This is a genomic window from Halomonas mongoliensis (genome assembly GCF_052496345.1).
In genome coordinates this window covers 61,152-84,352 of the sequence record NZ_CP199288.1, presented here as the reverse complement: position 1 = coordinate 84,352, position 23,201 = coordinate 61,152, and the positions used below count along the sequence as shown (strand labels likewise).

At 66.1% G+C, this 23,201-nt stretch carries 19 protein-coding genes and 1 pseudogene; 19 read left to right on the top strand and 1 reads right to left on the bottom strand.

The genetic code is table 11. From position 1 onward, the window contains the following. Positions 1-2: 2 nt before the first annotated feature. The 17 genes from cheA to ACRYRV_RS00310 all read left to right on the top strand — a co-directional run bounded on the left by cheA (position 3) and on the right by ACRYRV_RS00310 (position 20,133). Complete coding sequence (cheA, locus tag ACRYRV_RS00390; RefSeq protein WP_444984320.1) at positions 3-2,036, top strand: chemotaxis protein CheA; 2,034 nt, start codon at positions 3-5, stop codon at positions 2,034-2,036. After that, positions 2,033-2,527: a chemotaxis protein CheW gene (cheW, locus tag ACRYRV_RS00385; RefSeq protein ID WP_444984321.1), complete on the top strand. Its 495-nt coding sequence runs from the start codon at positions 2,033-2,035 to the stop codon at positions 2,525-2,527. Before cheA ends, cheW begins: the two co-directional genes overlap by 4 nt. A 146-nt stretch (positions 2,528-2,673) precedes the next feature. Next, positions 2,674-4,251, top strand: a complete 1,578-nt coding sequence (locus ACRYRV_RS00380) for a methyl-accepting chemotaxis protein (protein ID WP_444989049.1) — start codon at positions 2,674-2,676, stop codon at positions 4,249-4,251. Then, positions 4,248-5,564, top strand: coding sequence for a methyl-accepting chemotaxis protein (locus tag ACRYRV_RS00375; protein WP_309636938.1), 1,317 nt, complete (start codon positions 4,248-4,250; stop codon positions 5,562-5,564). The genes ACRYRV_RS00380 and ACRYRV_RS00375 overlap by 4 nt, the downstream gene beginning before the upstream one ends. Before the next feature lie 85 nt (positions 5,565-5,649). Then, positions 5,650-7,812 (top strand): methyl-accepting chemotaxis protein, encoded by a 2,163-nt coding sequence (locus ACRYRV_RS00370; RefSeq protein WP_444989046.1) that lies wholly within the window; start codon positions 5,650-5,652, stop codon positions 7,810-7,812. Continuing rightward, positions 7,809-8,705 (top strand): CheR family methyltransferase, encoded by an 897-nt coding sequence (locus tag ACRYRV_RS00365; RefSeq protein WP_444989044.1) that lies wholly within the window; start codon positions 7,809-7,811, stop codon positions 8,703-8,705. The genes ACRYRV_RS00370 and ACRYRV_RS00365 overlap by 4 nt, the downstream gene beginning before the upstream one ends. 229 nt (positions 8,706-8,934) lie before the next feature. Beyond that, positions 8,935-9,996, top strand: a complete 1,062-nt coding sequence (locus ACRYRV_RS00360) for a protein-glutamate methylesterase/protein-glutamine glutaminase (RefSeq protein ID WP_444989042.1) — start codon at positions 8,935-8,937, stop codon at positions 9,994-9,996. Positions 9,997-10,083: 87 nt separating this feature from the next. After that, a complete protein-coding gene (gene cheY / locus ACRYRV_RS00355) occupies positions 10,084-10,473 on the top strand; it encodes a chemotaxis response regulator CheY (protein ID WP_309636934.1) in 390 nt (129 codons plus the stop codon). Between the two features lie 37 nt (positions 10,474-10,510). After that, complete coding sequence (gene cheZ, locus ACRYRV_RS00350) at positions 10,511-11,182, top strand: protein phosphatase CheZ (protein ID WP_309636933.1); 672 nt, start codon at positions 10,511-10,513, stop codon at positions 11,180-11,182. 133 nt (positions 11,183-11,315) lie between these two features. Then, on the top strand, positions 11,316-12,473 hold the full coding sequence (gene flhB, locus ACRYRV_RS00345; protein WP_444989040.1) for a flagellar biosynthesis protein FlhB: 1,158 nt from the start codon (positions 11,316-11,318) through the stop codon (positions 12,471-12,473). Next, positions 12,470-14,557, top strand: a complete 2,088-nt coding sequence (gene flhA / locus ACRYRV_RS00340) for a flagellar biosynthesis protein FlhA (RefSeq protein ID WP_444989038.1) — start codon at positions 12,470-12,472, stop codon at positions 14,555-14,557. The genes flhB and flhA overlap by 4 nt, the downstream gene beginning before the upstream one ends. A 20-nt stretch (positions 14,558-14,577) precedes the next feature. After that, positions 14,578-16,746: a flagellar biosynthesis protein FlhF gene (gene flhF / locus ACRYRV_RS00335; protein ID WP_444989036.1), complete on the top strand. Its 2,169-nt coding sequence runs from the start codon at positions 14,578-14,580 to the stop codon at positions 16,744-16,746. Positions 16,747-16,753: 7 nt separating this feature from the next. Continuing rightward, positions 16,754-17,308, top strand: coding sequence for a hypothetical protein (locus ACRYRV_RS00330; RefSeq protein WP_309636929.1), 555 nt, complete (start codon positions 16,754-16,756; stop codon positions 17,306-17,308). Positions 17,309-17,409: 101 nt separating this feature from the next. Continuing rightward, on the top strand, positions 17,410-17,796 hold the full coding sequence (locus ACRYRV_RS00325; protein WP_309636928.1) for a flagellar protein FlhE: 387 nt from the start codon (positions 17,410-17,412) through the stop codon (positions 17,794-17,796). A gap of 14 nt (positions 17,797-17,810) precedes the next feature. After that, the gene (locus tag ACRYRV_RS00320) at positions 17,811-18,515 is read left to right on the top strand and encodes an RNA polymerase sigma factor FliA (RefSeq protein ID WP_444989033.1); all 705 of its coding nucleotides are present in this window, start codon (positions 17,811-17,813) and stop codon (positions 18,513-18,515) included. Between the two features lie 111 nt (positions 18,516-18,626). After that, positions 18,627-19,442 (top strand): motility protein A, encoded by an 816-nt coding sequence (locus ACRYRV_RS00315; protein WP_309636926.1) that lies wholly within the window; start codon positions 18,627-18,629, stop codon positions 19,440-19,442. Beyond that, the gene (locus tag ACRYRV_RS00310; RefSeq protein WP_309636925.1) at positions 19,435-20,133 is read left to right on the top strand and encodes an OmpA/MotB family protein; all 699 of its coding nucleotides are present in this window, start codon (positions 19,435-19,437) and stop codon (positions 20,131-20,133) included. The genes ACRYRV_RS00315 and ACRYRV_RS00310 overlap by 8 nt, the downstream gene beginning before the upstream one ends. Before the next feature lie 36 nt (positions 20,134-20,169). On the opposite strand, the gene ACRYRV_RS00305 is transcribed toward ACRYRV_RS00310, so the two are convergent. Next, entirely contained in the window at positions 20,170-21,174 is a 1,005-nt protein-coding gene (locus tag ACRYRV_RS00305; protein WP_444989031.1) for a DUF1853 family protein, read from the bottom strand. A 391-nt stretch (positions 21,175-21,565) separates the two neighbouring features. Here ACRYRV_RS00305 and ACRYRV_RS00300 point away from each other — a divergent pair, with 391 nt between their 5' ends. Further along, complete coding sequence (locus ACRYRV_RS00300) at positions 21,566-22,747, top strand: hypothetical protein (protein WP_444989029.1); 1,182 nt, start codon at positions 21,566-21,568, stop codon at positions 22,745-22,747. After that, positions 22,725-23,180: pseudogene (locus tag ACRYRV_RS00295) on the top strand (aromatic amino acid lyase); the annotation flags it as partial. The gene ACRYRV_RS00300 and the pseudogene ACRYRV_RS00295, both read left to right, overlap by 23 nt. Positions 23,181-23,201: the final 21 nt, after the last annotated feature.

Below are 23,201 nucleotides of genomic sequence, written 5' to 3'. Positions count from 1 at the left end.
CGATGGATATCACCGATTTCTATGACACCTTCTTCGAGGAGGCCGCCGAGCTGCTGGCGGACATGGAACGCCACCTGCTCGAGCTCGACGTGGAGGCGCCGGATCCCGAACAGCTCAATGCCATCTTTCGCGCGGCCCACTCCATCAAGGGCGGCGCCGGGACCTTCGGCTTCGACGTCTTGCAGAAGACGACCCACCTGTTCGAGAACCTCCTCGACCACACCCGCAAGGGCGAGCTGACCCTGAGACGGGATATCGTCGATACCTTCCTGGAAACCAAGGACATGCTCAACGACCAGCTCGACGCCTATCGCACCGGTGAGGATCCCGATCAGGAGGCCTTCGAGCGCATCTGCGCCATCCTTCAGCAGCTGGCGCGGGAAGAGATCGGCCAGGGCCTTGAAGGCGGGGCGCCTGCCGCGCCGGACTCTGCCGTCAAGCCGGCGCCTGAGCCGCCGTCACCGGCGGCGGGCCCCGCCGAGGGTGGCGACCTTTCCGGCTGCCTGCGGGTGGCGCTGCTCGGGGTCAGCGACGAGAACCGTGGGCTTCTGGTCGAGGAGCTGGCGCAGCTGGGCGAGGTGAAGTCCCAGGGAGGCGATCAGGCACGCTACGAGGTGGTCCTGTCGACCACGGTGAGCCCCGAGGATATCGAGGCGGTGATGTGCTTCATCATCGAGCCCGATGAGATCGAGGTCACGCCTGCCGCCCAGCCGGCTGCCGTTCAGAAGGAGGTCGCCGTCGAGGCGCCCGCCAAGGCCAAGCCGGCCTCCAAGCCAAACGTGAAGGCGAAGGGAGGCGAGTCCTCCTCCATTCGCGTTTCGGTGGAGAAGGTCGACCAGATCATCAACCTGGTAGGGGAGCTGATCATCACCCAGTCGATGCTGGATCAGACCGTGAGCCAGCTCGATGGGGTCGGCAACGGGGCCCTGGTCAACGGCATGAACCTGCTGCAGCGCAATGCCCGGGACCTACAGGAAGCGGTGATGTCGATCCGCATGATTCCCATGGACTTCGTCTTCAGCCGCTTTCCGCGTGTCGTGCGCGAGACCTCCGCCAAGCTCGGCAAGGAGATCGAGCTGATTACCGAAGGGGAGTCCACGGAGCTCGACAAGAGCCTGACGGAGCGGATCATCGACCCTCTGACCCACCTGGTGCGTAACAGCCTCGACCACGGCATCGAGCCCCCCGAGGTGCGCGAGGCGGCGGGCAAGCCGCGCACCGGCCGGCTGACCCTCTCGGCTCGCCATCAGGGCGGCAACATCCTCATCGAGGTGATCGACGACGGCGCCGGCCTCGACCGTGGAAAGCTGCTCGCCAAGGCGCGCGAGAGCGGGCTCAACGTCTCCGACGCCATGAGCGACGACGAGGTGTGGCAGCTGATCTTCGCCCCGGGTTTCTCCACCGCCAAGGAGGTCACCGACGTCTCCGGCCGCGGCGTGGGCATGGACGTGGTCAAGCGCAATATCCAGGGCATGGGCGGGCAGGTGCAGATCATGTCCCGGGCGGGCCAGGGTACCACCATCCGCATCGTGCTGCCGCTGACCCTGGCGATCCTCGACGGCATGTCGATCCGGGTCGGCGAGGAGGTCTTCATCCTGCCGCTGACGGCGGTGCTGGAGTCGCTGCAGCCGGCGCGCGAGGACCTCTATGCCATGGCCGGAGACGACGTGGTGCTCAAGGTGCGCGACGAGTACCTGCCGGTGGTGGCCGTGCACGAGGCCCTCGAGGTGGCCGGGGCGCGCACCGAGCTCACCGAAACCATCGCCGTGATCGTGCAGGGGGAGGGGCGCCGCTATGCGCTGCTGGTGGACGACCTGATCGGCCAGCAGCAGGTGGTGGTGAAGAACCTCGAAACCAACTACCGCAAGGTGCCGGGCGTCTCGGCCGCCACCATCCTGGGTGACGGCAGCGTGGCACTGATTCTCGATATTGCCGGCCTGCATCGGCTCAGCCGGTCCCGGAAGCAGGCGCGTCAGGCCAGCCGTCGTCCGGTTTCCGATTCCACCCTTTCTCTCAAGGAGGTTGATGTCCAATGAACAGCTCGACCAACCCGGCGGCGTTCTCGGCCGAGGCCAGCAATCAGGAGTTTCTGGTGTTCTCCCTGGGCGACGAGGAGTACGCCATCGATATCCTCAAGGTGCAGGAGATCCGCGGCTACGAGAACGTGACCCGCATCGCCAATGCGCCGGAGTTCATCAAGGGGGTGACCAACCTGCGCGGCGTCATCGTGCCGATCGTCGACCTGCGTATCAAGTTCCACCTCGAGCGAGTGGAGTACGGCGGCCAGACCGTGGTGATCGTGGTCAATGTCGCCGACCGCGTGGTGGGCATCGTGGTGGATGGCGTCTCCGACGTCATGACCCTCACCCCGGAGCAGATCAAGCCGGCGCCCGAGTTCGGGGTGACGCTCTCCTCCGATTTTCTGAGCGGCCTGGGCAGCCTGGAGGATCGCATGCTGGTGCTGGTCGACATCGACAAGCTGCTGACCAGTGAGGAGATGGCGCTGGTAGAGAAGGCCGCTGACTGAGCGGTGCGCCCGTTCGGGGCAGCCAGTCGCAGGGTATAACCAGGCGCCAGGCTTGAACAAGACCACAACATCATAACGAGGTAGTCATGCGGGGACTGTCGACGAGTCGGAAACTATGGGGTCTGCTCGGCATTATTTGGCTGGCCATGCTGGTGCTGGCCGGCTGGGGGGCCTGGGAGAGCCGTCAGATCATGCTGGGGGAGCGCAAGGGGGCACTGCGCGACTATGTGGACATGACGCTCAACGCCATCGATGCCCAGGCCCAGCGCGCGGCGGCGGGCGAGATCGGCGAGCAGGCGGCGCGCGATGCGGCGGCGGCCATCGCGCGGAGCATGGTCTACGACGACGGTCGTGGCTATTTCTTCGTCTTCAACGCTGACTTCGAGCTGCTTGCCCACCCCAGGCTGCCCGAGGGCACCTTCGTGGGTGACTTCCAGAACGGCGAGGGGCGCTACCTGTTTCGTGAGTTTGTCGAGGAGATTCGCCAGGGTGATGGCTTCGTCGACTACCTCTGGGCCCACGAGTCCGACGGCGAGCTGACGCCCAAGTCATCCCTGAACGTCGAGTACGCGCCCTGGGGCTGGTATATCGGCACCGGCGTCTATATCAACGACGTGAATGCCGCCTTTCGCGCCTCGTTGGTCGGCAGCCTGCTGGCACTGCTGGTCATCGGCGTGCCCGTCACCGCGCTGATGGGGCTCGTGATTCACGGCATCGGCCGCCGCCTCGGCGGTGATCCGCGCTATACCGCCGAGGAGGTGCGCCATATCGCCAACGGCGACCTGACCCGTCAGCTGGCGCTGAACGACAGGGACAGCGCCAGCCTGCTCTTCGATATCGGGCGCATGCGCGATTCGCTCTCTGCCACCATCGGCGATATTCATCGCAGTGCGGCGGAGGTGGAGCGCGAGGTCGAGGCGATCGTCGAGGTGAATGACGAGCTCTCCACCCGTACCGAACAGCAGGCCGCCTCGCTGCAGGAGACGGCGGCCAGCATGGAGCAGCTGACCCAGACCGTGCGCCAGAACGCTGACAATGCCGACCAGGCCCGGCAGCTGGCGGGCAACGCCGAACAGAGCGCCAAGGGCGGCGGTGACGCCATGGCGCAGGTGGTCGACGCCATGGGCGGCATCAACGACAGTGCCACCCAGATGGCCGGCATCATCGATACCATCGAGTCGATTGCCTTCCAGACCAATATCCTGGCGCTCAATGCCTCGGTGGAGGCCGCCCGTGCGGGCGAACACGGGCGCGGCTTCGCCGTGGTGGCCGAGGAGGTTCGCAAGCTGGCCAGCCGCTCGGCCGAGGCGGCGAAGGAGATCAAGGGGCTGATCGAGCAGTCCGACGGCCAGGTGGCGGAGGGGACCCGCCTGGTGCGTCAGACGGGGGAGGTGATCCGCAGCATGGTGGCGGATATCTCGTCGCTGAGCAGTCTGGTCGCCGAGATCTCGGCGGCGTCGGCAGAGCAGAGCAGCGGCATCGAACAGGTCAATCAGGCCGTCTCTCAGATGGACCAGATGACCCAGCAGAATGCCGGACTGGTGCAGCGCAGCGGCCTGGGTACTCAGCATCTGCGCGAGCAGAGTCATCGGCTGCGAGCACACGTATCGCGCTTCCGCGTGCGGGAGGAGGCGCCCCAGCCCTCTGCCGCTCACGCCTTGCCCCATGACCGGGGAGGCGCCTCACCCGGACCCCTGCGGCAGCGCGAGGAGACGCCGGCATGAGGCAGCCCATTCAGCGAATACTCGACAACATGACCGTGCGGCTCAGCTGGCTGCTGGTCCTGGCGGCCTTCATGCTGCTGATCCTGGCGCTCAGCGGGCTGGGCCTCTATGCCGCCGAACATGCGGGCGACCCCGCCGTCGGCCGGCTGGTGCGATGGGGCGTCGGTGTCGTGCTGCTGGCGGCGGTGGTGACCGGCGGGGTGGTGCTGTGGGGCGTTACCGCCAACGTCATTCGTCCGCTGGAACACGCCGTGCGGCACTGCGAGCGTATCGCCGGGGGGGATCTGGCCGGGGCGATCGAGGCCCGAGGAGAAAACGAGATCGGGCGTCTCTACGCGTCGCTGGCACAGATGCAGGAGGGGCTCTGTGCCACCGTCAGCCAGGTGCGCGGCAGCAGCGAGGGGATCTATGCGGGCGCCCAGAAGATTGCGGGGGGCAACCAGGACCTGTCGGCGCGAACCGAGGAGCAGGCATCGGCGCTGCAGGAAACCGCGGCCAGCATGGAGCAGCTGGCCTCGACGGTGAAGCAGAATGCCGACAATGCCCGCCATGCCAGTCAGCTGGCCGGCGAGGCGTCGCATACCGCGGCGGCGGGAGGCGGCGTGGTCAACGACGTGGTCGCCACCATGCACGAGATCCACAAGAGCTCCCGTGAGGTCGGCGACATCATCAAGGTAATCGATTCCATCGCCTTCCAGACCAATATCCTGGCCCTCAACGCCTCGGTGGAGGCGGCCCGGGCCGGTGAGCAGGGGCGGGGCTTTGCCGTGGTGGCCGGCGAGGTGCGCAATCTGGCACAGCGCTCCGCCGATGCCGCCAAGCAGATCCGTCAGCTGATCGAGGTCTCGCTGTCTCGGGTTGACGAGGGCACGGAGCGTGCCGACCGCGCCGGCAGCACCATGGGGGATATCGTCGCCGCGGTCCAGAAGGTCAGCGACATCATGGATGAGATCGCGGCCGCCTCGGCGGAGCAGAGCAGCGGCATCGACCAGGTCAACCAGGCGGTGGTGCAGATGGATCAGGTGACCCAGCAGAACGCCGAGCTGGTGCAGCAGGCGGCAGGCGTGGCCAGCGAGGTCGAATCCCAGGCAGAGGCGCTGCAGCATGCCGTGGCGAGGTTCCGGTTCGACGGGGAGCGAATGGCGGCTATTCGGGATGAGGGCAAGCGCCTCGAGGCGGGCGATACCGTCGACAGTGCCGAGCTGGCCCGCTGGATGCCGGCCCTGGTGGGCGCCTCGCCGGACACCGGGAAGGCCGTGACACCCCAGGGGCGCCGCCGTGCCGATAGTGACTCGGAGTGGGAGTCGTTCTGAGTCCCTCCGCAAGACACCTGACACCCAAGACCGATAATCAGAAGAGTGGCGGCAATCGACCGCTAACCGCCCTGGAGAAGAGAGCATGCGCGACAATCAGCCGGTGACGGGAAGGGAGTACGAGCTTCAGGAGGAGCACTTTCTGATCTCGAGGACCGACCTCAAGGGACGGATCACCTATGCCAACCCGGCCTTTATCGAGGTCAGCGGCTTCAGTCACGAGGAGCTGATCGGCTCACCTCACAACCTGGTGCGCCACCCGGACATGCCCTCGGAGGCCTTCGCCAACCTGTGGCAGACGCTGGCGGCCGGTCAGAGCTGGCGAGGCCTGGTCAAGAATCGGCGCAAGAACGGCGACCACTACTGGGTGGATGCCAGCGTGACGCCGATCATCGAGGGCGGCGAGGTGATGGGCTATGCCTCGCTTCGGGTAAAGGCCGACAGGGCCCAGGTCGCCAAGGTGGAGGCGGCCTATGCCACCCTGCGTGCCGGCAAGGGGCGACACCTCTACCTGTACAGGGGGCGGCTGCGGCGGCGAGGCGTGGTGGGGCTTCTCGGACGGCTCAACCTGGCGAGCGTCCGAGCGCGCCTCAGCCTCATGGTCATGGTGGCCGCCCTGATGCTGCTGGCCAGCGGCGGACTGGGGCTCTACGGGCTGCAGGCGTCCGGGGAGCGGCTGGCGGAGCTCAACCGCGATGGCCTCGAGGATGTCGTGCGTCTTCAGCAGCTGGGCCAGCTGGTCAATGAGTCTCCTCTGCGCCTGGCCGGCCAGGAGCGCATGGCGCTGCTCGGGCAGCGCCATGAGGTGGCCGCGGAGATAGAGGCTTCGGTGGCGCGGGCAGAGTCGGTCTGGGCGGGCTTCATCGAGCGCGAGGTCAATCAGGCAGCGGAGACGCGCCGGTTCGAGCAGCGGCTCGAGGCCTTCCTGCAGGAGGGCCTGCAGCCGATGGTGGGAGCGCTCACCGGTGAGGCCTTCGATGCCATGATGGCGCTGAACAACCAGGTGGCACCGCTTCAGGAGCAGGCCCGGGCGCTGACCGCCTCGATCAATGAGCTGATCGAGCGGGAGCGGCGCGGCGCCGCGGCGATGGCCGATGCCGCCGCCGGCGGCCAGCGCAGCATGCTCCTCGCCCAGAGCGGGGTCCTGGCGGCGGCGCTGTTGCTGCTGATCGCGCTGGGGATGACGACGCTGCGCGCCATCACGCGCCCCCTGGATCGGGCGATCGGTTTCACGCTGCAGATCGCCGCCGGCAACCTGGCGGCAAGGGTTCCCCCGCGGGGGCGCGACGAGGTGGGGCGCCTGCTGGGGGCCCTGGACGTCATGCGCAAGAGCCTCGGCAGCATCGTGGGCGACGTTCATGCGGGCATTCAGGTGGTAACCCCGGCTGCCCGGGATATCGCCGTGGGCAATGACGACCTCTCCACCCGCACCGAGCAGCAGGCCGCCTCGCTGCAGCAGACCGCCTGCAGCATGGAGGAGATGACCGCCACGGTGCAGCAGAACACCGATAACGCCAGGCAGGCCAGCGGCCTTGCCACCGAGAACGCCGAGCGGGTGCGCGAGACCGGCGAGCTGATGCACCAGGTGGTGGAGACCATGGGGCGCATCACCGATAGCTCTCGCAAGATGGGTGAGATCATCGATGTGATCGACTCCATCGCCTTCCAGACCAATATCCTGGCGCTCAACGCCTCGGTGGAAGCGGCCCGAGCCGGCGAGCAGGGGCGGGGCTTCGCCGTGGTGGCCAATGAGGTTCGCAACCTGGCGGGGCGGTCCGCTTCGGCCGCCAAGGAGATTCGTACCCTGATCGATGGCTCCAGCAGGGAGATCCAGGCCGGGGCGGCGGTGGTGGAGCGGGCCGAGGACGCCATCGAGGGGGTGGTGGCGACGACGACCCGGGTCAACGACATCATGGGGGAGATCTCCGCGGCCTCTCAGGAGCAGAGCGGTGGCATCGGCCAGATCAATCAGGCGGTGGCCGAAATGGACCATGTGACCCAGCAGAACGCCGAGCGGGTCCAGACCATTGCCCGTGCGGCCCGTGATCTGGAGCACCAGGCCGAGCGGCTGGTCATCGCCGTGACCGCCTTTCGGGCCCAGGGTGCCGGTATGGAGCGCGCTCCCGGCCTTGCCGAGCGTCGTCGCCCGGCGGCGCCGGGGGCAGGGACAGCGGCCCCGGTGAAGGCGCTGCCGGGGGCCTCGGGCGCGAAGCCCCAGGCGGATATCGAGGAGTGGGAAGCATTTTGAAAGCGTCAAGGGAGGCGTCGTCCTTCTCTGCCGACAGCTGGGGGAGTGGAAGCTCCCTCGAGCGCGACCTGGTGCTGACCCAGGAGGACTTTGCCCGTATCCGCCAGCTGATCTACCAGCGTGCGGGCATCGTGCTGGCCGAGCACAAGCGGGAAATGGTCTACAGCCGGCTCGCCAAGCGCCTGCGCCACCACGGCCTGACGCGCTTCAGCGACTACCTGTCGCGCCTGGAGCGCCAGCCGGAAGCCCGGGAGTGGGAGGCCTTTACCAACGCGCTTACCACCAACCTCACCGCCTTCTTCCGTGAGGCGCACCATTTTCCGCTGCTGGCGGACCACGTGCGCAGCCGGCCCGGGCCGGTGCGAGTGTGGAGCGCTGCGGCCTCCACCGGTGAGGAGCCCTACTCCATTGCGATGACCCTGAGCGAGGTGCTGGGTAGTCGTGCCGCCGACGCCGAGGTGGTCGCCACGGATATCGATACCGAGGCGCTTGCCAGGGCCGAGGCGGGCATCTATCCCCTCGAGCAGGTGCACAAGCTGGAGGCCGAGCGTATGCGCCGCTTCTTCCAGCGGGGCACGGGCCGTCAGGCTGGCCTGGCGCGGGTGAGACCGGAGCTGAGGGCCATGGTAGCGTTCTCGCCGCTTAACCTGCTGGCGCCAAGCTGGCCGGTGAACGGCCCCTTCGATGCCATCTTCTGCCGCAACGTGATGATCTACTTCGATAAAGCGACCCAGGCGAAGATACTGGAGCGCTTCGCCCCCCTGCTCAAGCCGGATGGCCTGCTGTTTGCCGGCCATTCCGAGAACTTCTCCTATATCACTCGCACTTTCCGGCTTCGCGGCCAGACGGTCTACACCCTGGCGTCTTCCTCCACGCCGGCCAGCGGTCGCTAGGCTTTGTCTGAAAAGGCGGCGAGCGAAGGACAGACAAGGCAAAAATCAGCGAGAAGACGGAGTTTACGGGGTGTAAATGAGTACTTTGAGCTGATTTTTAACGCCGTATGGTCGAGCGCAGCCAGTTTTCGGACAGAGCCTAAAGTTCGTCGGCTATCGGTCGATAGCACTATCACCAACAAGCCCGGGCCGGAACCGGGCAGCCGCCATCTGCCCCAGGAGACCCCCTTTGAGTGCCGCCAAGATCAAGGTGCTTTGCGTTGACGACTCAGCGCTGATTCGCGATCTGCTCAGCGAAATCATCAACGGCCAGCCCGACATGGAGGTGGTGGCGGTAGCGCCCGATCCCCTGGTGGCCAGGGATCTCATCAAGCGGCACAACCCGGATGTGTTGACGCTCGATGTCGAGATGCCGCGTATGGACGGCATCGATTTTCTGGAACGCCTGATGCGGCTGCGGCCCATGCCGGTGCTGATGGTCTCTTCGCTGACCCAGTCGGGCTCCGAGGTGACGCTGAGGGCGCTGGAGCTCGGGGCCCTGGATTTCGTTGCCAAGCCGTCGCTTGGCATCCGCAGCGGCATGCTCGAGTACGCGGAGGAGATCGCCGAGAAGATCCGTGCCGCCGCGCGCTCCCGCCCGCGTCGCGCCGCCGCTCGCAGCGAGGCGCCGCCCCAGCGCCTGACGGCGCCGCTGATGTCGAGCGAGAAGCTGCTGATCATCGGCGCCTCCACCGGGGGAACCGAGGCGATCCGGCGCGTCCTGGAGCCGCTGCCCGCCAACAGCCCGGCCATCATGATCGCTCAGCATATGCCAGGCGGCTTCACCCGGTCCTTCGCCGAGCGCCTGGACCGACTTTGCCAGATCCGCGTCAAGGAGGCCGAGGAGGGGGAGCGGGTGCTGCCCGGGCATGCCTATATCGCCCCGGGGGATGCTCACCTGACGCTGGCGCGCAGCGGCGCCAACTATGTGGCGCGGCTGGATCAGGGGCCCCCGGTGAACCGCCATCGCCCCTCCGTGGACGTGCTGTTTCGCTCGGCGGCGGCGCAGGCGGGACGCAACGCGGTCGGGGTGCTGCTCACCGGGATGGGCAAGGACGGTGCGGCGGGCCTGCTCGAGATGCGTCAGGCGGGTGCCCCGACCATCGCCCAGGACGAGGCGAGCTGCGTGGTCTTTGGTATGCCGCGGGAGGCGATCGCCCTGGGGGCGGCCTCCGAGGTGCTCTCCCTCGAGCAGATTGCCCCGCGGTTGCTGGCGCTGGTTGCCTCCTCGGGGCGCGCCCAGCGGGTCTAGGAAGCCCCGGACAGTATCGCAGATGAAACCTTCAACATGCCGACCGGCGCCGCCGGTCGGCCCCTGGCAAGAGCAAGAGGAGTCGGAATGGCAGACAAGAACATGAGCATCCTGGTGGTCGATGACTTTCCCACCATGCGCCGTATCGTCAGGAGCCTGCTCAAAGAGCTGGGATTCACCAACGTCGAGGAGGCCGAGGATGGCCAGGATGCGCTCAACAAGCTGCGCGCGGGCGGCTTCCAGTTTGTGGTCTCTGACTGGAACATGCCGAACCTGGACGGCCTGGAGATGCTCAAGCAGATTCGCGCCGACGATGCCCTGAAGCACCTGCCGGTGCTGATGGTGACCGCCGAGGCGAAGAAGGAGAACATCATCGCGGCGGCCCAGGCCGGCGCCAGCGGCTATGTGGTTAAGCCGTTCACCGCGGCGACCCTCGAGGAGAAGCTCAACAAGATCTTCGAGAAGCTGGGCATGTAATCACCAGGCCCTGCGGCCGACGCGAGGAGAGTAGACCATGAGCACCCAAGACCCGGGCCCTTTAGCCGCCTCTGCCGGCAGTGATGATCTGGTTCAGCGCATCGGGCAGCTGACCCGCATGCTGCGAGAAAGCATGCGTGAGCTCGGTCTGGACAAGGAGATCGAGAAGGCCGCCGAGGCCATCCCCGACGCCCGTGATCGCTTGAGCTATGTGGCCAGCATGACCGAGCAGGCGGCGGAGCGGGCACTCAACGCCATCGATCGCGCCCAGCCGCTGCAGGACGCCCTGGGAGAGAGGGCCGAGACGCTGGACAGGCGCTGGGCCGAATGGTTTGCCGAGCCCAAGGGGCTCGACGAAGCCCGCGAGCTGGTCATCGACACTCGCGCCTACCTGGCGGAGGTGCCCGAGCAGACCAGTGCCACCAGCAAGGAGCTGCTCGATATCATGATGGCCCAGGACTTCCAGGACCTGACCGGCCAGGTGATCAAGAAGATGATGGATGTCATCCGCGAGATCGAGAGCCAGCTGGTGCAGGTGCTGATCGATAGCGTGCCCGAGGGCGAGCGCCGCGACGACATGCAGCGTCGCGCCGACGAGTCCCGTCGCGAGACGGGGCTGCTCAACGGCCCTCAGGTCAATACCGAGAGTGACGAGGTGGTGAGCGGTCAGGACCAGGTGGACGACCTGCTGGAGCAGCTCGGCTTCTGAAGCCTTGGCGGCGATCCACAAGGGGCCGATAGTCGCGAATAGCTCGCGATTATCGGCCCTTTTTCGCGCATCACCCCTTCCCGGGACTCTCCACAATGGCCAGGGTCCACAAGACTGTCCCCGATGAGTGGCCATGGCCGACCAGAGTAGCGATCAGGAAAAGACCGAACCGGCGACGCCACGACGCCTGGAAAAGGCCCGGGAAGAGGGCCAGGTGGCGCGCTCCCGAGAGCTGACGACCTTCATGCTGCTGCTGGGTGGCGTCGCCGGCCTCTGGGGGATGGGAACGTTGCTCTATGACCAGCTGGGCATGGTGATGGAGCAGGCGTTTCTCTTCGAGCGCCGGCATGCCTTCGAGACCACCCCGATGCTGACCCAGGCCCTGGAGCTGGGGCGACGAACCCTGTTGGCGATGCTGCCGCTCTTTCTGCTGCTGGCCGTGGTGGCGCTGGTGGCGCCGGCGCTGCTGGGGGGGTGGCTGATATCGGCCAAGTCGCTCAAGCCTCAGCTCTCCAAGCTCAATCCCTTGAAGGGGCTCAAGCGCATGTTCGGGGTCCAGGCCCTGGTGGAGCTGTCCAAGGCGATTGCCAAGTCGCTGCTGGTCGGCAGCGTGGCGGTGGCCTTCCTCTGGACCAACCGGGGCACCTACATGAGCCTGATGGATCAGCCGGTGCAGCTGGCCCTGGCCCATGCGCTGCAGCTGGCGGCCATCGCCTGCGGCCTGATCGTGCTGGCGCTGCTGGTGGTGATCCTGATCGACGTGCCCTACCAGCTGTGGAGCCACGCCAAGAAGATGCGCATGAGCAAGGAGGAGGTCAAGCGTGAACACAAGGAGTCCGAGGGTGACCCCCATATCAAGGCGCGCATCCGACAGCAGCAGCAGGCCATGGCGCGTGGTCGCATGATGAGCAAGGTGCCAGAGGCCGACGTTATCATTACCAACCCGACCCATTACGCCGTGGCGCTGGCCTACGACGAGGCCGGCATGGCGGCGCCCAGGGTGCTGGCCAAGGGCACCGATCTCGTCGCCGGCCGCATCCGCGAGCTGGGGGATGAGCACGGCGTACCGCGCCTGGAGGCGGCGCCTCTGGCCCGAGCCCTCTATCACCATGTGGATCTCGACGCCGAGATTCCCGAGGCGCTCTACACGGCGGTGGCGGAGGTGATGGCCTGGGCGTTTCAGCTGCGCCGGGCCGGCGGCGAGGGGGGCGAGGCGCCTCCCCGGCCCCAGGAGATCGCCATCCCCGAGGCGCTGGACGTGCCGCCGGGCGGTGCAGGAGCTGATCGATGAAGGCGGTAAGCCACTACCTGGGCAGAGAGTGGGCGAGCGGCTCCCAGATGAAGCTGCTGGCGGGGCCGCTGCTGATCCTCTTCGTGATGGCGATGCTGATCCTGCCGCTGCCGCCCATCGCCCTGGACCTTTTCTTCACGTTCAATATCGCGCTGGCGGTGATGGTGCTGCTGGTCAGCATGTTCACCCAGAAGCCGCTGGACTTTGCCGCCTTCCCGGCGGTCCTGCTCTTCACCACCCTGCTGCGCCTCTCCCTGAACGTGGCCTCCACCCGGGTGATCCTGATGGAGGGGCACCAGGGGGGCGACTCCGCAGGCAAGGTGATCGAGGCCTTCGGCCAGTTCCTGGTCGGCGGCAACTTCGCCGTGGGCCTGGTGGTCTTCCTGATCCTGATCGTCATCAACTTCATGGTCATCACCAAGGGGGCGGGGCGGATCGCCGAGGTGGGCGCGCGTTTCATGCTCGACGCCATGCCCGGCAAGCAGATGGCCATCGACGCCGACCTCAACGCCGGCCTGATCGGCGAGGAGGATGCCCGCAAGCGGCGCGCCGAAGTGGCCCAGGAGGCGGACTTCTACGGCTCCATGGACGGTGCCAGCAAGTTCGTGCGTGGCGACGCCATGGCGGGCCTGGTGATCATGGTGGTCAACATCATCGGCGGCCTGCTGATCGGCATGCTGCAGCACGGCATGGGCTTCGGCGATGCCGCCCGCACCTACACCCTGATGACCATTGGCGACGGCCTGGTGGCGCAGATCCCGGCCCTGGTGATCTCCACCGCGGCCGGCGTCACGGTGTCTCGGGTCAGCACCGACAAGGGCGAAGACGTCGGTCAGCAGATGCTCAGTCAGCTCTTCACCAACCCCCAGGTGATGATCCTGGCGGCGGTGGTGATGGGCCTGCTGGGCATGGTGCCCGGCATGCCCAACTTCGTTTTCCTCTTCTTCACGGCCCTGCTGGGGGGGCTGGCCTGGGCCCTGATCCGCCGCACGAAGCACCAGGAGGAGGAAGAAGCGATGGCCGCCAGCGAGTCGCCTCCCCCTGCCGAGGCGCCGGAGGCGAGCTGGGACGATGTGCAGCTGGTCGACACCCTGGGGCTCGAGGTGGGGCATCGGCTGATTCCGCTGGTGGACCAGCGCCAGGAGGGGGAGCTCCTGAGTCGCATCAAGGGGGTGCGCAAGAAGTTTGCCCAGGAGGTGGGCTTTCTGCCGCCGGTGGTGCATATCCGGGACAACCTGGAGCTGGGGCCCTCCACCTATGTGATCACCCTCAAGGGCGCCGAGATCGGCCGGGCGGAGGCCTTCCCCGGCAAGTGGCTGGCCATCGACCCGGGGCAGGTCACCGGGGAGCTTGCCGGCACGGCCACCACCGACCCGGCCTTCGGCCTGCCGGCGGTCTGGATCGAGGCCAGTCAGCGCGAGCACGCTCAGGTCTACGGCTACACCGTGGTGGATGCCAGCACCGTGGTGGCCACCCACCTCAACCATCTGATGCACCGCCATGCGGGGGAGATCCTGGGCCGCAGCGAGGTGCAGAAGCTGCTCGACCGGCTGGGCGAGGAGCAGAAGTCCCTGGTGGAGGAGGTGGTGCCCAAGCAGGTCTCCCTCACCGCCTTCCAGCGCCTGCTGCAGAACCTGCTCGAGGAGGAGGTCTCGATACGCGACCTGCGCACCATTCTCGATACCCTGGCGGAGCATGCGGGCCAGCAGTCCGACGTCGGCGAGCTGACCGCCCAGGTGCGTATCGGGCTGGGGAGGAGCATCGTGCAGCAGTGGTTCGGTGCAGAGCCCGAGATTCGGGTGATCGGGCTGGAGGCCCAGCTCGAACAGGTGCTGATGCAGGCCATGAGCGGCAATGGGGCGCTGGAGCCGGGGCTGGCCGACACCCTGATGACGCAGGCGGAACAGGCGCTGGCGCGCCAGGAGACCAGCGGAGAGGCGCCGGTGCTCGTGGTGCAGCATAGCCTGCGGCCCGTGCTGGCCCGTTTCCTGCGCCGCCGCCTGCGCCATCTGGCGGTGCTGTCCCAGGCGGAAATTCCCGACGACCGCACCCTGCGCGTGACGCAGCTGGTGGGAGGTCGCTGAGATGAGAGGGGGTTGACGGCATGAGCGTGATGCGATTCACCGGGGCCAACAGCCGGGAGGCGATGCGTCAGGTGCGAGCCGCCCTGGGGGATGAGGCCCTGATCCTGGCCAATCGGCACACCGAAGAGGGTGTCGAGGTGCTCGCCATGGCCGACCCGGGGGAGAGCGCGGCGCCGGGGACTCCCGCTTCGGCGCCTTCGAGCAGGGCGCCACGGGAGGCGCCGCTGCCCTCGGTGTCCCTGGCAGAGCCAGCCGAGCCGGTCCTGCCCGATGAGCGCGAGGCCTTTCGGGCCATGAGTGCCCGTCTGCTCTCGGAAATGCAGGAGATGCGCAGCCTGCTGGCGGTCCAGCGGGGCGAGGCGAGCCCGCCGCCACGTGAGCAGCGCCTGGCTGAGTGGCTTCGCGAGTCGGGTTTCTCGCGCAGCGTCAGCGAGGAGGTGCTGGCGGGACTGCCGGACAGCCTTTCTCCCGACGGCGAGGAGGCCTGGCTCGCGAGTCGGCTGGCCGCGCGCCTGCCGGTGGAGGAGGATGAGCTGGCGCTGCTGGACAGCAGCGGGATCGTCGCCCTGGTGGGGCCTACCGGGGTGGGCAAGACCACCACGGCCGCCAAGCTGGCCGCACGCTTCGTCATGCGTCATGGCCCGGATGCCGTGGCGCTGGTCTCCACCGACGGCTTTCGTATCGGCGCCCACGAGCAGCTGCGGATCTATGCCGAGCTGCTGGGGATTCCCATGCATGGCCTGGATCTCGACCAGCCCCTGGAGGCCCTGCAGACGGCGCTGGCCGACAGGCGCTTCGTGATCGTCGATACCGTGGGCATGAGCCAGCGGGACCGGCGGGTCATCGACCAGCTGGCGAGGCTGAAGGGAGCGGCGCCGGTGCGCCCGCTGCTGGTGCTCAATGCGGCCAGTCAGCCGGAGGCGCTGGAGGAGGTCATCACCAACTATCGCCAGGCGGCGCGTGCCGCCGGTATGCGCCTGGATGACTGCCTGATCAGCAAGCACGATGAGGCCGGGCGCCTAGGGCCCCTGCTCGACGCCCTGATGCGCCACGGGCTGCGTGTGCTGCTGGTCGCCCACGGCCAGCGGGTCCCCGAGGACCTTGTGGTCATGGACGCCCCCATGCTGGTGAGCCAGGCGCTCGCGGTGCGCAACCCCTCGGTTCGCCCGGAGCCTCCGGCTGCCGCGGCGCTGCTGCTGGGCCAGGGGCGCCGTCTCGCTACCCTTCTCGCCACGCTTCGTGAACGGGTTCCGGGCTTCAGCGCCCTGGACCAGGCCTGGCAGCTGGCCGCCGTGCCGCCGCCCCTGCAGGCCCAGCGTCTGGCAGCGCTGCTCGAGAGGGCCCAGGCAGGCGGCGGCAGCCGGGTCTGGATGTCCCGGGCTCGGGTACGCGGCGAGGCCTGGTCTCAGCCGGACCTTCGGCTCGATACGGCGGGTCAGTGGTCGGCCCTGCCGGTGCCTCAGCACCTGGTGCCGGCCGGCGAGCTCGAGCGGCTGGCGGCGGCGGAAAGCGAGGGGGCCCTGCAGGCGCACCTGATGGCGGGGCTGCCCGGTCGAGAGGCGCGCGCCTGGCTGGCGGAGCGGGGGAGAGACTGGGTCGCGCAGGTGCGCAGCAGCCAGCGGGTCGAGTTCGAGGGTGAGCGCCAGACCCTGGCTGACCTGGCGGCCGCCATGACACCGCGTCAGCCGCGTGCGCTGCGCTGGCGAGGCCGCGAGGCTAGGTTGAGGCTTGCCGCCTGTCCGGTAAGCCTGGGATGCGGCGAGCCGAATGGTCTTCGCGCCTGGGCGGGTGAGCTCGTCGATGCCTATAGCGGTCGCTTGCTCAAGCGAAGCTTCTGGCTGGCGCCGGAGGCGCTGCGTGGTCGCACGGTTCCCCTGCTGGTGACTCAGCTGGCCGCCGATGGGCTGCCGGCGCTGACGCGGCGCGCCAACCGTCGGCTGGCAGAGGCGGATCCGGACATGGCGCCTTCGCTGCGGCTCACCCTGGCGGCGGGGCTTGCCGCGGTCGCCACCCGGCTCGAGGCCAGCGAGGAGGCCTGGGCGCTCTCGCTGCGCGGGGATCTGCTGGCCCTGCTGGCCGGGAAGAAGCGAGGCAGCGCCGAGGCGCTGCTGGAAGCGCTCTTGCAGCTGGGCCTCGCCCGGGAGGCCCTACGCGAACTCGGCTCCGTTGGGCGTGAGGGGCTCTACTGAGATGACCATGGATCAGGCGTCAGGACTTCGAGAGTGGGCCTCGCAGCAGCAGGAAGGGGCGGCCCTTGGCTGTCCGACCCATGTGGCCGAGGCGCTGCTGGCCCTGGCGAAACAGGCCTCGGGCCAGCCAGTACCTGGGCGGCAGGCATCGACGCCCGCAGCGGCGTCACCCGTGATCACCGAGGGCACGGCGACCACCCTGATGGTGGTGGGCCTTCCCGCCTCTCAGCTGGAGCGTGTGCGAGAGCTGCTGGCCTACTGGCAGGCGCAGGGGCGGCGCTGGGTGGGTGATCCGCGGCGCTGGCGGCTGGTGCCGGTGAGCGCCGACAGCGCTCATCTGCCGCTGCTGGCGTCTCAACAGCCTCGCTGGGTGCTCTGGGTAGAGGCCGATGCGGAGGGCTTCCGCCGTGCCTGGCGGCTGCTGCTGGCAATGTCGGAGGTAGACGGCCCCAGCCAGCTGCTGCTGATGCACCCGCCAGGCCTCGGCCGCCGCGGCCTGCTGGAGAACCTCCAACAGGCTGCCGCCCGCTACCTGGGCGTCGAGCTCGTGGTGCTGGCATGAGTACCGGGTTAGCGAGGCTTTCTCTGCTCGTGATCATGCTGCTGGTGCCCCCGGGGCTGTTACCTGGGCGTCGAGCTCGTGGTGCTGGCATGAGGGCCGGGTTGGCGAGGCTTGTTCTGCTCGCGATCATGCTGCTGGTGCCCCCGGGGCTATCGGCGGCGGGCAGCTGGACAGGCCAGGCGGGCCCGGTGAGGGCGGTCATGGTTGACCGGGGCATGGAGTCGACGCCCATGCGGCCGCCGCCTGGCGTCACCGCGGGGGTCATGCATGAGGTGCGCTGGCGCTTCGGCGTGCCGGCCGGACAGGCGGTGGTCGCCTGGCTCTGTCATCAGGATGGCTGCGTACCGCTTGATTCCCGCTCCGGCATCACTCAGGCGCTGAGCGGGGTGCCTGCGGCAACGCCGCTGCATTTTCGCTTTGCGCTGGCTCCGGGGCAGCGCAGGGCGGTGCAGGTCAGTGACCTGCAGGTCATCGTCAACTACCGGTAAGGCAGGCGAACAGGATGTACACGGCCAAGGGAAAGATCGATCAGAACGAGCTGCTGACCCAGTACCTCTCCCTGGTGAGGCGCCAGGCGCTGGCCCTTCAGGTGCGGTTGCCGGCGAGCATCGAGCTCGACGACCTGGTTCAGGCGGGCACCGTCGGGCTGCTGGAGGCGCTTGGCCGCTTCGATGCGGGGCAGGGGGCCAGCTTCGCGACCTTTGCCAGCCAGCGTATTCGCGGCGCCATGCTGGATGAGCTGCGCAGCCGGGACTGGCTGCCGCGCAGCGTCAGGCGAAATGCCCGGGCGGTGGACGAAGCGGTGAGGCGCCTGGAGCAGGGCCTGGGAAGGGCGCCCGAGGAGCACGAGATCGCCGCCGAGCTGTCGATGGATCTCGCCGACTATCGTCAGCTGCTGAGCGATACCAACAGCGGTCAGCTGCTGCCCTTCGAGGAGCTGGTGGCAGAAGGGCACGAGCGGGAGTTCGATAATCCCCAGCGCAGCACCCCCTTTGCCGAGCTGGTGGATCACCAGCAGCGTGAGCGGCTGGTGTCGGCCATTGCCGCCCTTCCCGAGCGGGAGAAGCTGCTGATGGCGCTCTATTATCAGGAGGAATTGAACCTCAAGGAGATCGGGGCGGTGCTGGGGGTGAGCGAGTCCAGGGTGTGCCAGCTGCACAGCCAGGCGGTGAGTCGCCTGCGCGCCCAGCTCCGTGACAGGGGCTGATGGCCACGCCGAAGGCAAGGCCTGCTAAAGAAGCGGGCACCCCTGCCGATATCAACTTCATCGCTCTACTGTACTCCCGTTCGCTTCCCATCGACTGGCAAGGAGCCGTGCATGAATCCATCGACGCTTATCGGTATCTTTGCCAGCTGTGTGCTGCTGGCCAGCGTCCTGTTCTTCACGGCAGAGTCTCCGCAGAGCTTTCTCAACCTCCCGGGGTTGGCGATCGTGCTGGCCGGGACCATGGCGGCGACCTTCATCAGCTATCCCCTCAAGGAGGTGGTGCGGGTGGTGCGGTTGGTGGGCATCGTGTTTCGGCGCGAGAACGCCTATACCCGCGATGACATCAAGGAGCTGGTGGACATGTCGCGCCTCTGGTTCAAGGGCGATGTGCGTGCGGTAGAGGAGGCGCTGGAGCATACCCGCAATCCCTTCCTGCGCACGGGCATCCAGCTGGTCATCGCCAACACCAAGCAGGACGAGATCTACGATCTGCTCAGCTGGCGCATTGCCAGGCTCAAGGCCCGCGAGCAGGCAGAGGCCCAGATCTTCCGCACCATGGCCACCTATGCACCCGCCTTCGGGATGATTGGCACCCTGGTCGGACTGGTCAATATGCTCGAGGTCATGGAGGCCGGCGATCTCTACGTGATTGGGCCGCGAATGGCGGTGGCGCTGTTGACCACCTTCTACGGCATTCTTCTGGCCAACCTGGTGTTCAAGCCGATTGCCGTGAAGCTCGAGCGGCGAACCGAAGAGCGTCTGATCGCCATGAACATGGTGCTCGAGGGCATCTCCTTGATCACCAAGCGTCGCCTTCCCTCTTTCATCGAGGAGACCCTCAACTCCTTCGTGGCCAACTACCACGATGAGATTCGTGAGCCCAGCAAGCCCCGCCCTCGCGGCGCCGAGGCGTCCCAGAATGCTTGACCGCAACGTCAGGGAGGTGCTGGCTCCCGGCAGCGCGGGGGAGGGTGACGGCGAGTCCTGGCTGGTCAGCTACCTGGATGTCCTGACGCTGCTGATTACCCTGTTCGTGCTGCTGCTCTCCATGGCGGGCAACGGCCTGGCGGTGACCGGCAGTCAGCACGGCGGTGAGGCCGCTCGGCAGATCTCGCCGCTGGCGCAGTCGTCGGCGATTGCCGTGGCGGGGGGGCTTGGCCCCACGGCGACCGGCATCCAGCCGCGGCATGATGGGCTGCAGCCGCGCTTTCAGGGGCTCGAGATAGAGGGCGTCAGCGTGGATGAGGGCGCCCAGGGCATTACGCTGCGCATCGATGATAACCTGCTCTTCGCCAGCGGCCAGGCCGATCTGATCTCAGGGGCAGATCGCGTGCTGAGCCGCCTGGTGGAGCTGATCGAGGAGTTTGATGGAGAGGTGTCGGTCGAGGGGCATACCGACAGCCTTCCGATCGCCACGGTACGCTTTCCGTCAAACTGGGAGCTGGCCACCGCGCGGGCCATTTCGGTGCTGCGCTATCTGGCCAATGCCGGAGTGGAGGAGGCTCGCCTGAGAGCCATCGGCTATGCCGATACCCGCCCCCTGGAGAGCAATGCAACAGCGGAGGGCCGCGCCGCCAACCGGCGCGTGGAGCTGCTGCTTCACCAGCAGCCCCGGTAACTAGATCTGCTCGCCCAGCTGGAGCGCGACAAGCGTTCATGGGCTGTGATCAGGATCGGCGGCGCCAGGCGCCGCCCTGGGCGGCAGCGGAACCTGGCGCGGCCAGTCGTCGGCCACCACGAAGAGGCGTCGCCAGCCCATCTCGGCGTGCCAGAGGGCGAGCTGCACCGGCGAGGCGGGCTCCCGAAAGTGCTCGGCGAGCTGCGCCTCGAGCTCGCCGAGGGGCAGCAGCCGTTCGGGGCGGGGCAGGGCCAGCCAGTGGGGCTTGGCGAGCCGGGCGCCGCGGGTATTCGTGCCCAGGCCGTGGCGGTAGCGCCGCCACGCTTGCCAGTGGAGCCAGTGCCCGCGCAGGTGGGCCGGGTGGGCCTCCCGGGGCGGCGGCAGGCGAGCGTGCCAGGGGTAGAAGAGCACCCCGGGCATGGCCAGGCGCCGCGTCACAAGGAGTGCCCCGTCGGCGCCGGCGGCGCAGCGCCCCAGCAGCGCCTGCAGGGCGTCTCGGGTCTCCGGCAGTTCGGTGAGGCGCAGCTGGTGGCGGTGCAGGTGCTCCCGCTTGCCGGCCAGGCTGTCGGCGCCGCCGGGGCCTATCCAGCGGGCCTGGTCGTCGGGCTCGCCCGGCCCCTCGGTCAGCCCCAGGTAGTACTTGATCGCCACCTCCAGGTGGGTCACGTCAGACTGCCCTGGATGGCGGTAGAGCAGGTCGAGCTCGCCCAGGGTCTGCTTGCCGCGCAGGATGCGCAGGTTGTGGGCGAGCAGCTCGGTGCCGGGGGCCGCCGCGAGCAGAAACTGCCAGAGCCGCTCGTGGTAGAGCCCCATGCGCCCCTGGAGGGTGTCGCCGACCCGCTCCTCCAGGGCCTCGGGCCACGCCTCCAGGTCGTCGAGCCAGGCGGCGAGGAGATCGTCGTCCCCCAGGCCCAGCGCTTCTCGCGAGGGGCGACCGGGCCAGGGCATCGCCACCAGGTCCGGGGCCAGCAGCAGCCAGGCCAGGTCCCGCACCAGGGGGTGGTGGCAGCGGTCGAGCAGGGGGAGGGGGGCGGTGGGCATGGCGGCGTCCTTGGCGTTGGCCGTCGAGTCTGCAGATGTTTTATACAATCCTTATACTGCAGGGTACATCCATCGGCTTCAGGCGGTAACCACCATGCGACGCGTGCTTCTCACTCTCTCCACCCTGGCCGCGGCCACCCCTATCCTGAAACTGGCAACATTGCCAGCGATTTGTAGCTTGAGCTCAGGGTCACAAGAGAGCCCTGCGTTTTTATCGCATGGTATGCCATGTGTCGTCATATTCTCCGATATGGCTTGAGAAACTCGTTTTTATAAAAGGTTGAGTATGCGACCTATCTATCTTTGTGCGCCTTTCAGGACTTTTTTCTCCCTAAACAAGGGGCGTGTTTTCTTATGTAGGGACAGGTTTCATGACGTTCTGAGTAAGGTTGTGGATGAGCTGGAAGTATATGATCCTGCAATGAGATATGAGGTTTTCTCTTCGGGGGGGAAGGCTTCGGAACCGCTTTATGTCACCTTGGAGGACGACAGCTCACAAAGCAGCTTCAATCCAGTGGTGTCCATCACTTTAGACTTTCTTGAGGTGCTTGGTCGCTTGCCTGAGGAGCTGGCTGACGAAGTTTCCTCATGGCTTGATGTTAGCTCCATCGATTGCAGGATTGGTCTCTACGATAACACTATAGGTATTCTAGAGTTTTTTGCGTTGCCGTGCAAGGAATGGAGAGAATTTGACTCGGGTGACGCTCGGCTTTTGGATAGCTTTACAACGAGGCTTTGTGGTTGTTTGGTGTCCATGTTCAATGGTGTTTTCGACAGGTTTGTTGATCGAGTCCTGGCCCGTCAAGGTAAGGATGGGTTTATTTACTCTCGGAGTCAGTTTGTTGCTTTTTCAGACGTCCTGAAATTTCGGGATATTCGTTGTGGTCGTTTGATGTGGGTCGGCCGAACAATATGTTTGCAGGACCAAGGTGAGAGTTGTGATTTTTATAATGCCTGGGTTGATGGCAGCTATTCGGGTGGTTTGTCTATCAATTCTGGAAACAACTTGATAGGGGGGCGCTTCTCTGTAGATGATGTTTCTCGCTCCATGGTAATCTGTCAGTACTTCAATTCTGCACTGACGGTGCTGAACATGAACCTTGATGAGGTGAATGCTTTAGAAGAGTATTTTGACAGAAATTACAAGAAGATTTCAGTCATGAAGAGGCAGGCAGAGCTTTTTGATATCGAAGAAATCAGTGTAAAGAATGGTTTGCAGGGGAAGCGTCGCGAACTGTGTGGAAAAGTTTTTCTGGCATGGCATCATGACGAGCTCAGGGGGCTGGTGCGAAAGCGTTTAGACTTGATAGGCGCCAGGCTTCAGGAGCTACACACAAGAAAGGTTCGTCGCTACAGCTCTGTCATGGAGGCGTTGCTGGCTTTTATCGGTGCTGTCACCCTCGTCGATGTAAGCTTGAGTTTATATACTTTCACCAATGTTGAATATCTTCAGGGGCGGCCTTGGAGCGTTCTTGAGCTGATGCGGAGCATAGAGCCAGATATATTTGTTTCGGTGCTGGTGTTGATTTCCATTGTTTTTGGGGTGTTTTATGTTAGAAAACAGAAGAGTTGATCTAGATAGTTTGGTTTCGTGCTGTGAAGAAAGGTCGCTTCCAGAGTTTGTTGTCAGGCACGGAAGGAACGTCGTCGCGGCAGAGCGTAAGGCCATACTGTCTAATCTTTCCAGTTTTGGTTGTGTGTATGGGTTTAATACGCTCACAGGTCATCGGGATGATGTGTCTTTTTCTGGTCCGGAGCTTCAGGGTTTTAATGATTCCGTTCTAGATAGCCATTGCATTGGGCGTGGTCCATGGTTTTCGGAAAGGGAGGTTGGATATCTGGTTTTTTCCAAGTTGCACAGTTTTTCTCTAGGGGGGTCCGGTGTCTCGCTAAGTGTTTTTGACGGTCTGTGTGCCGCTTGGGATCGTCGGAGTGTTTTCTCTGCGAGAATACCACGCCTGGATTCATACTCGAGCGGTGATGTAATACCGGGTGCGCATCTTGCTCACTTCCTTCGCCACTCCGAA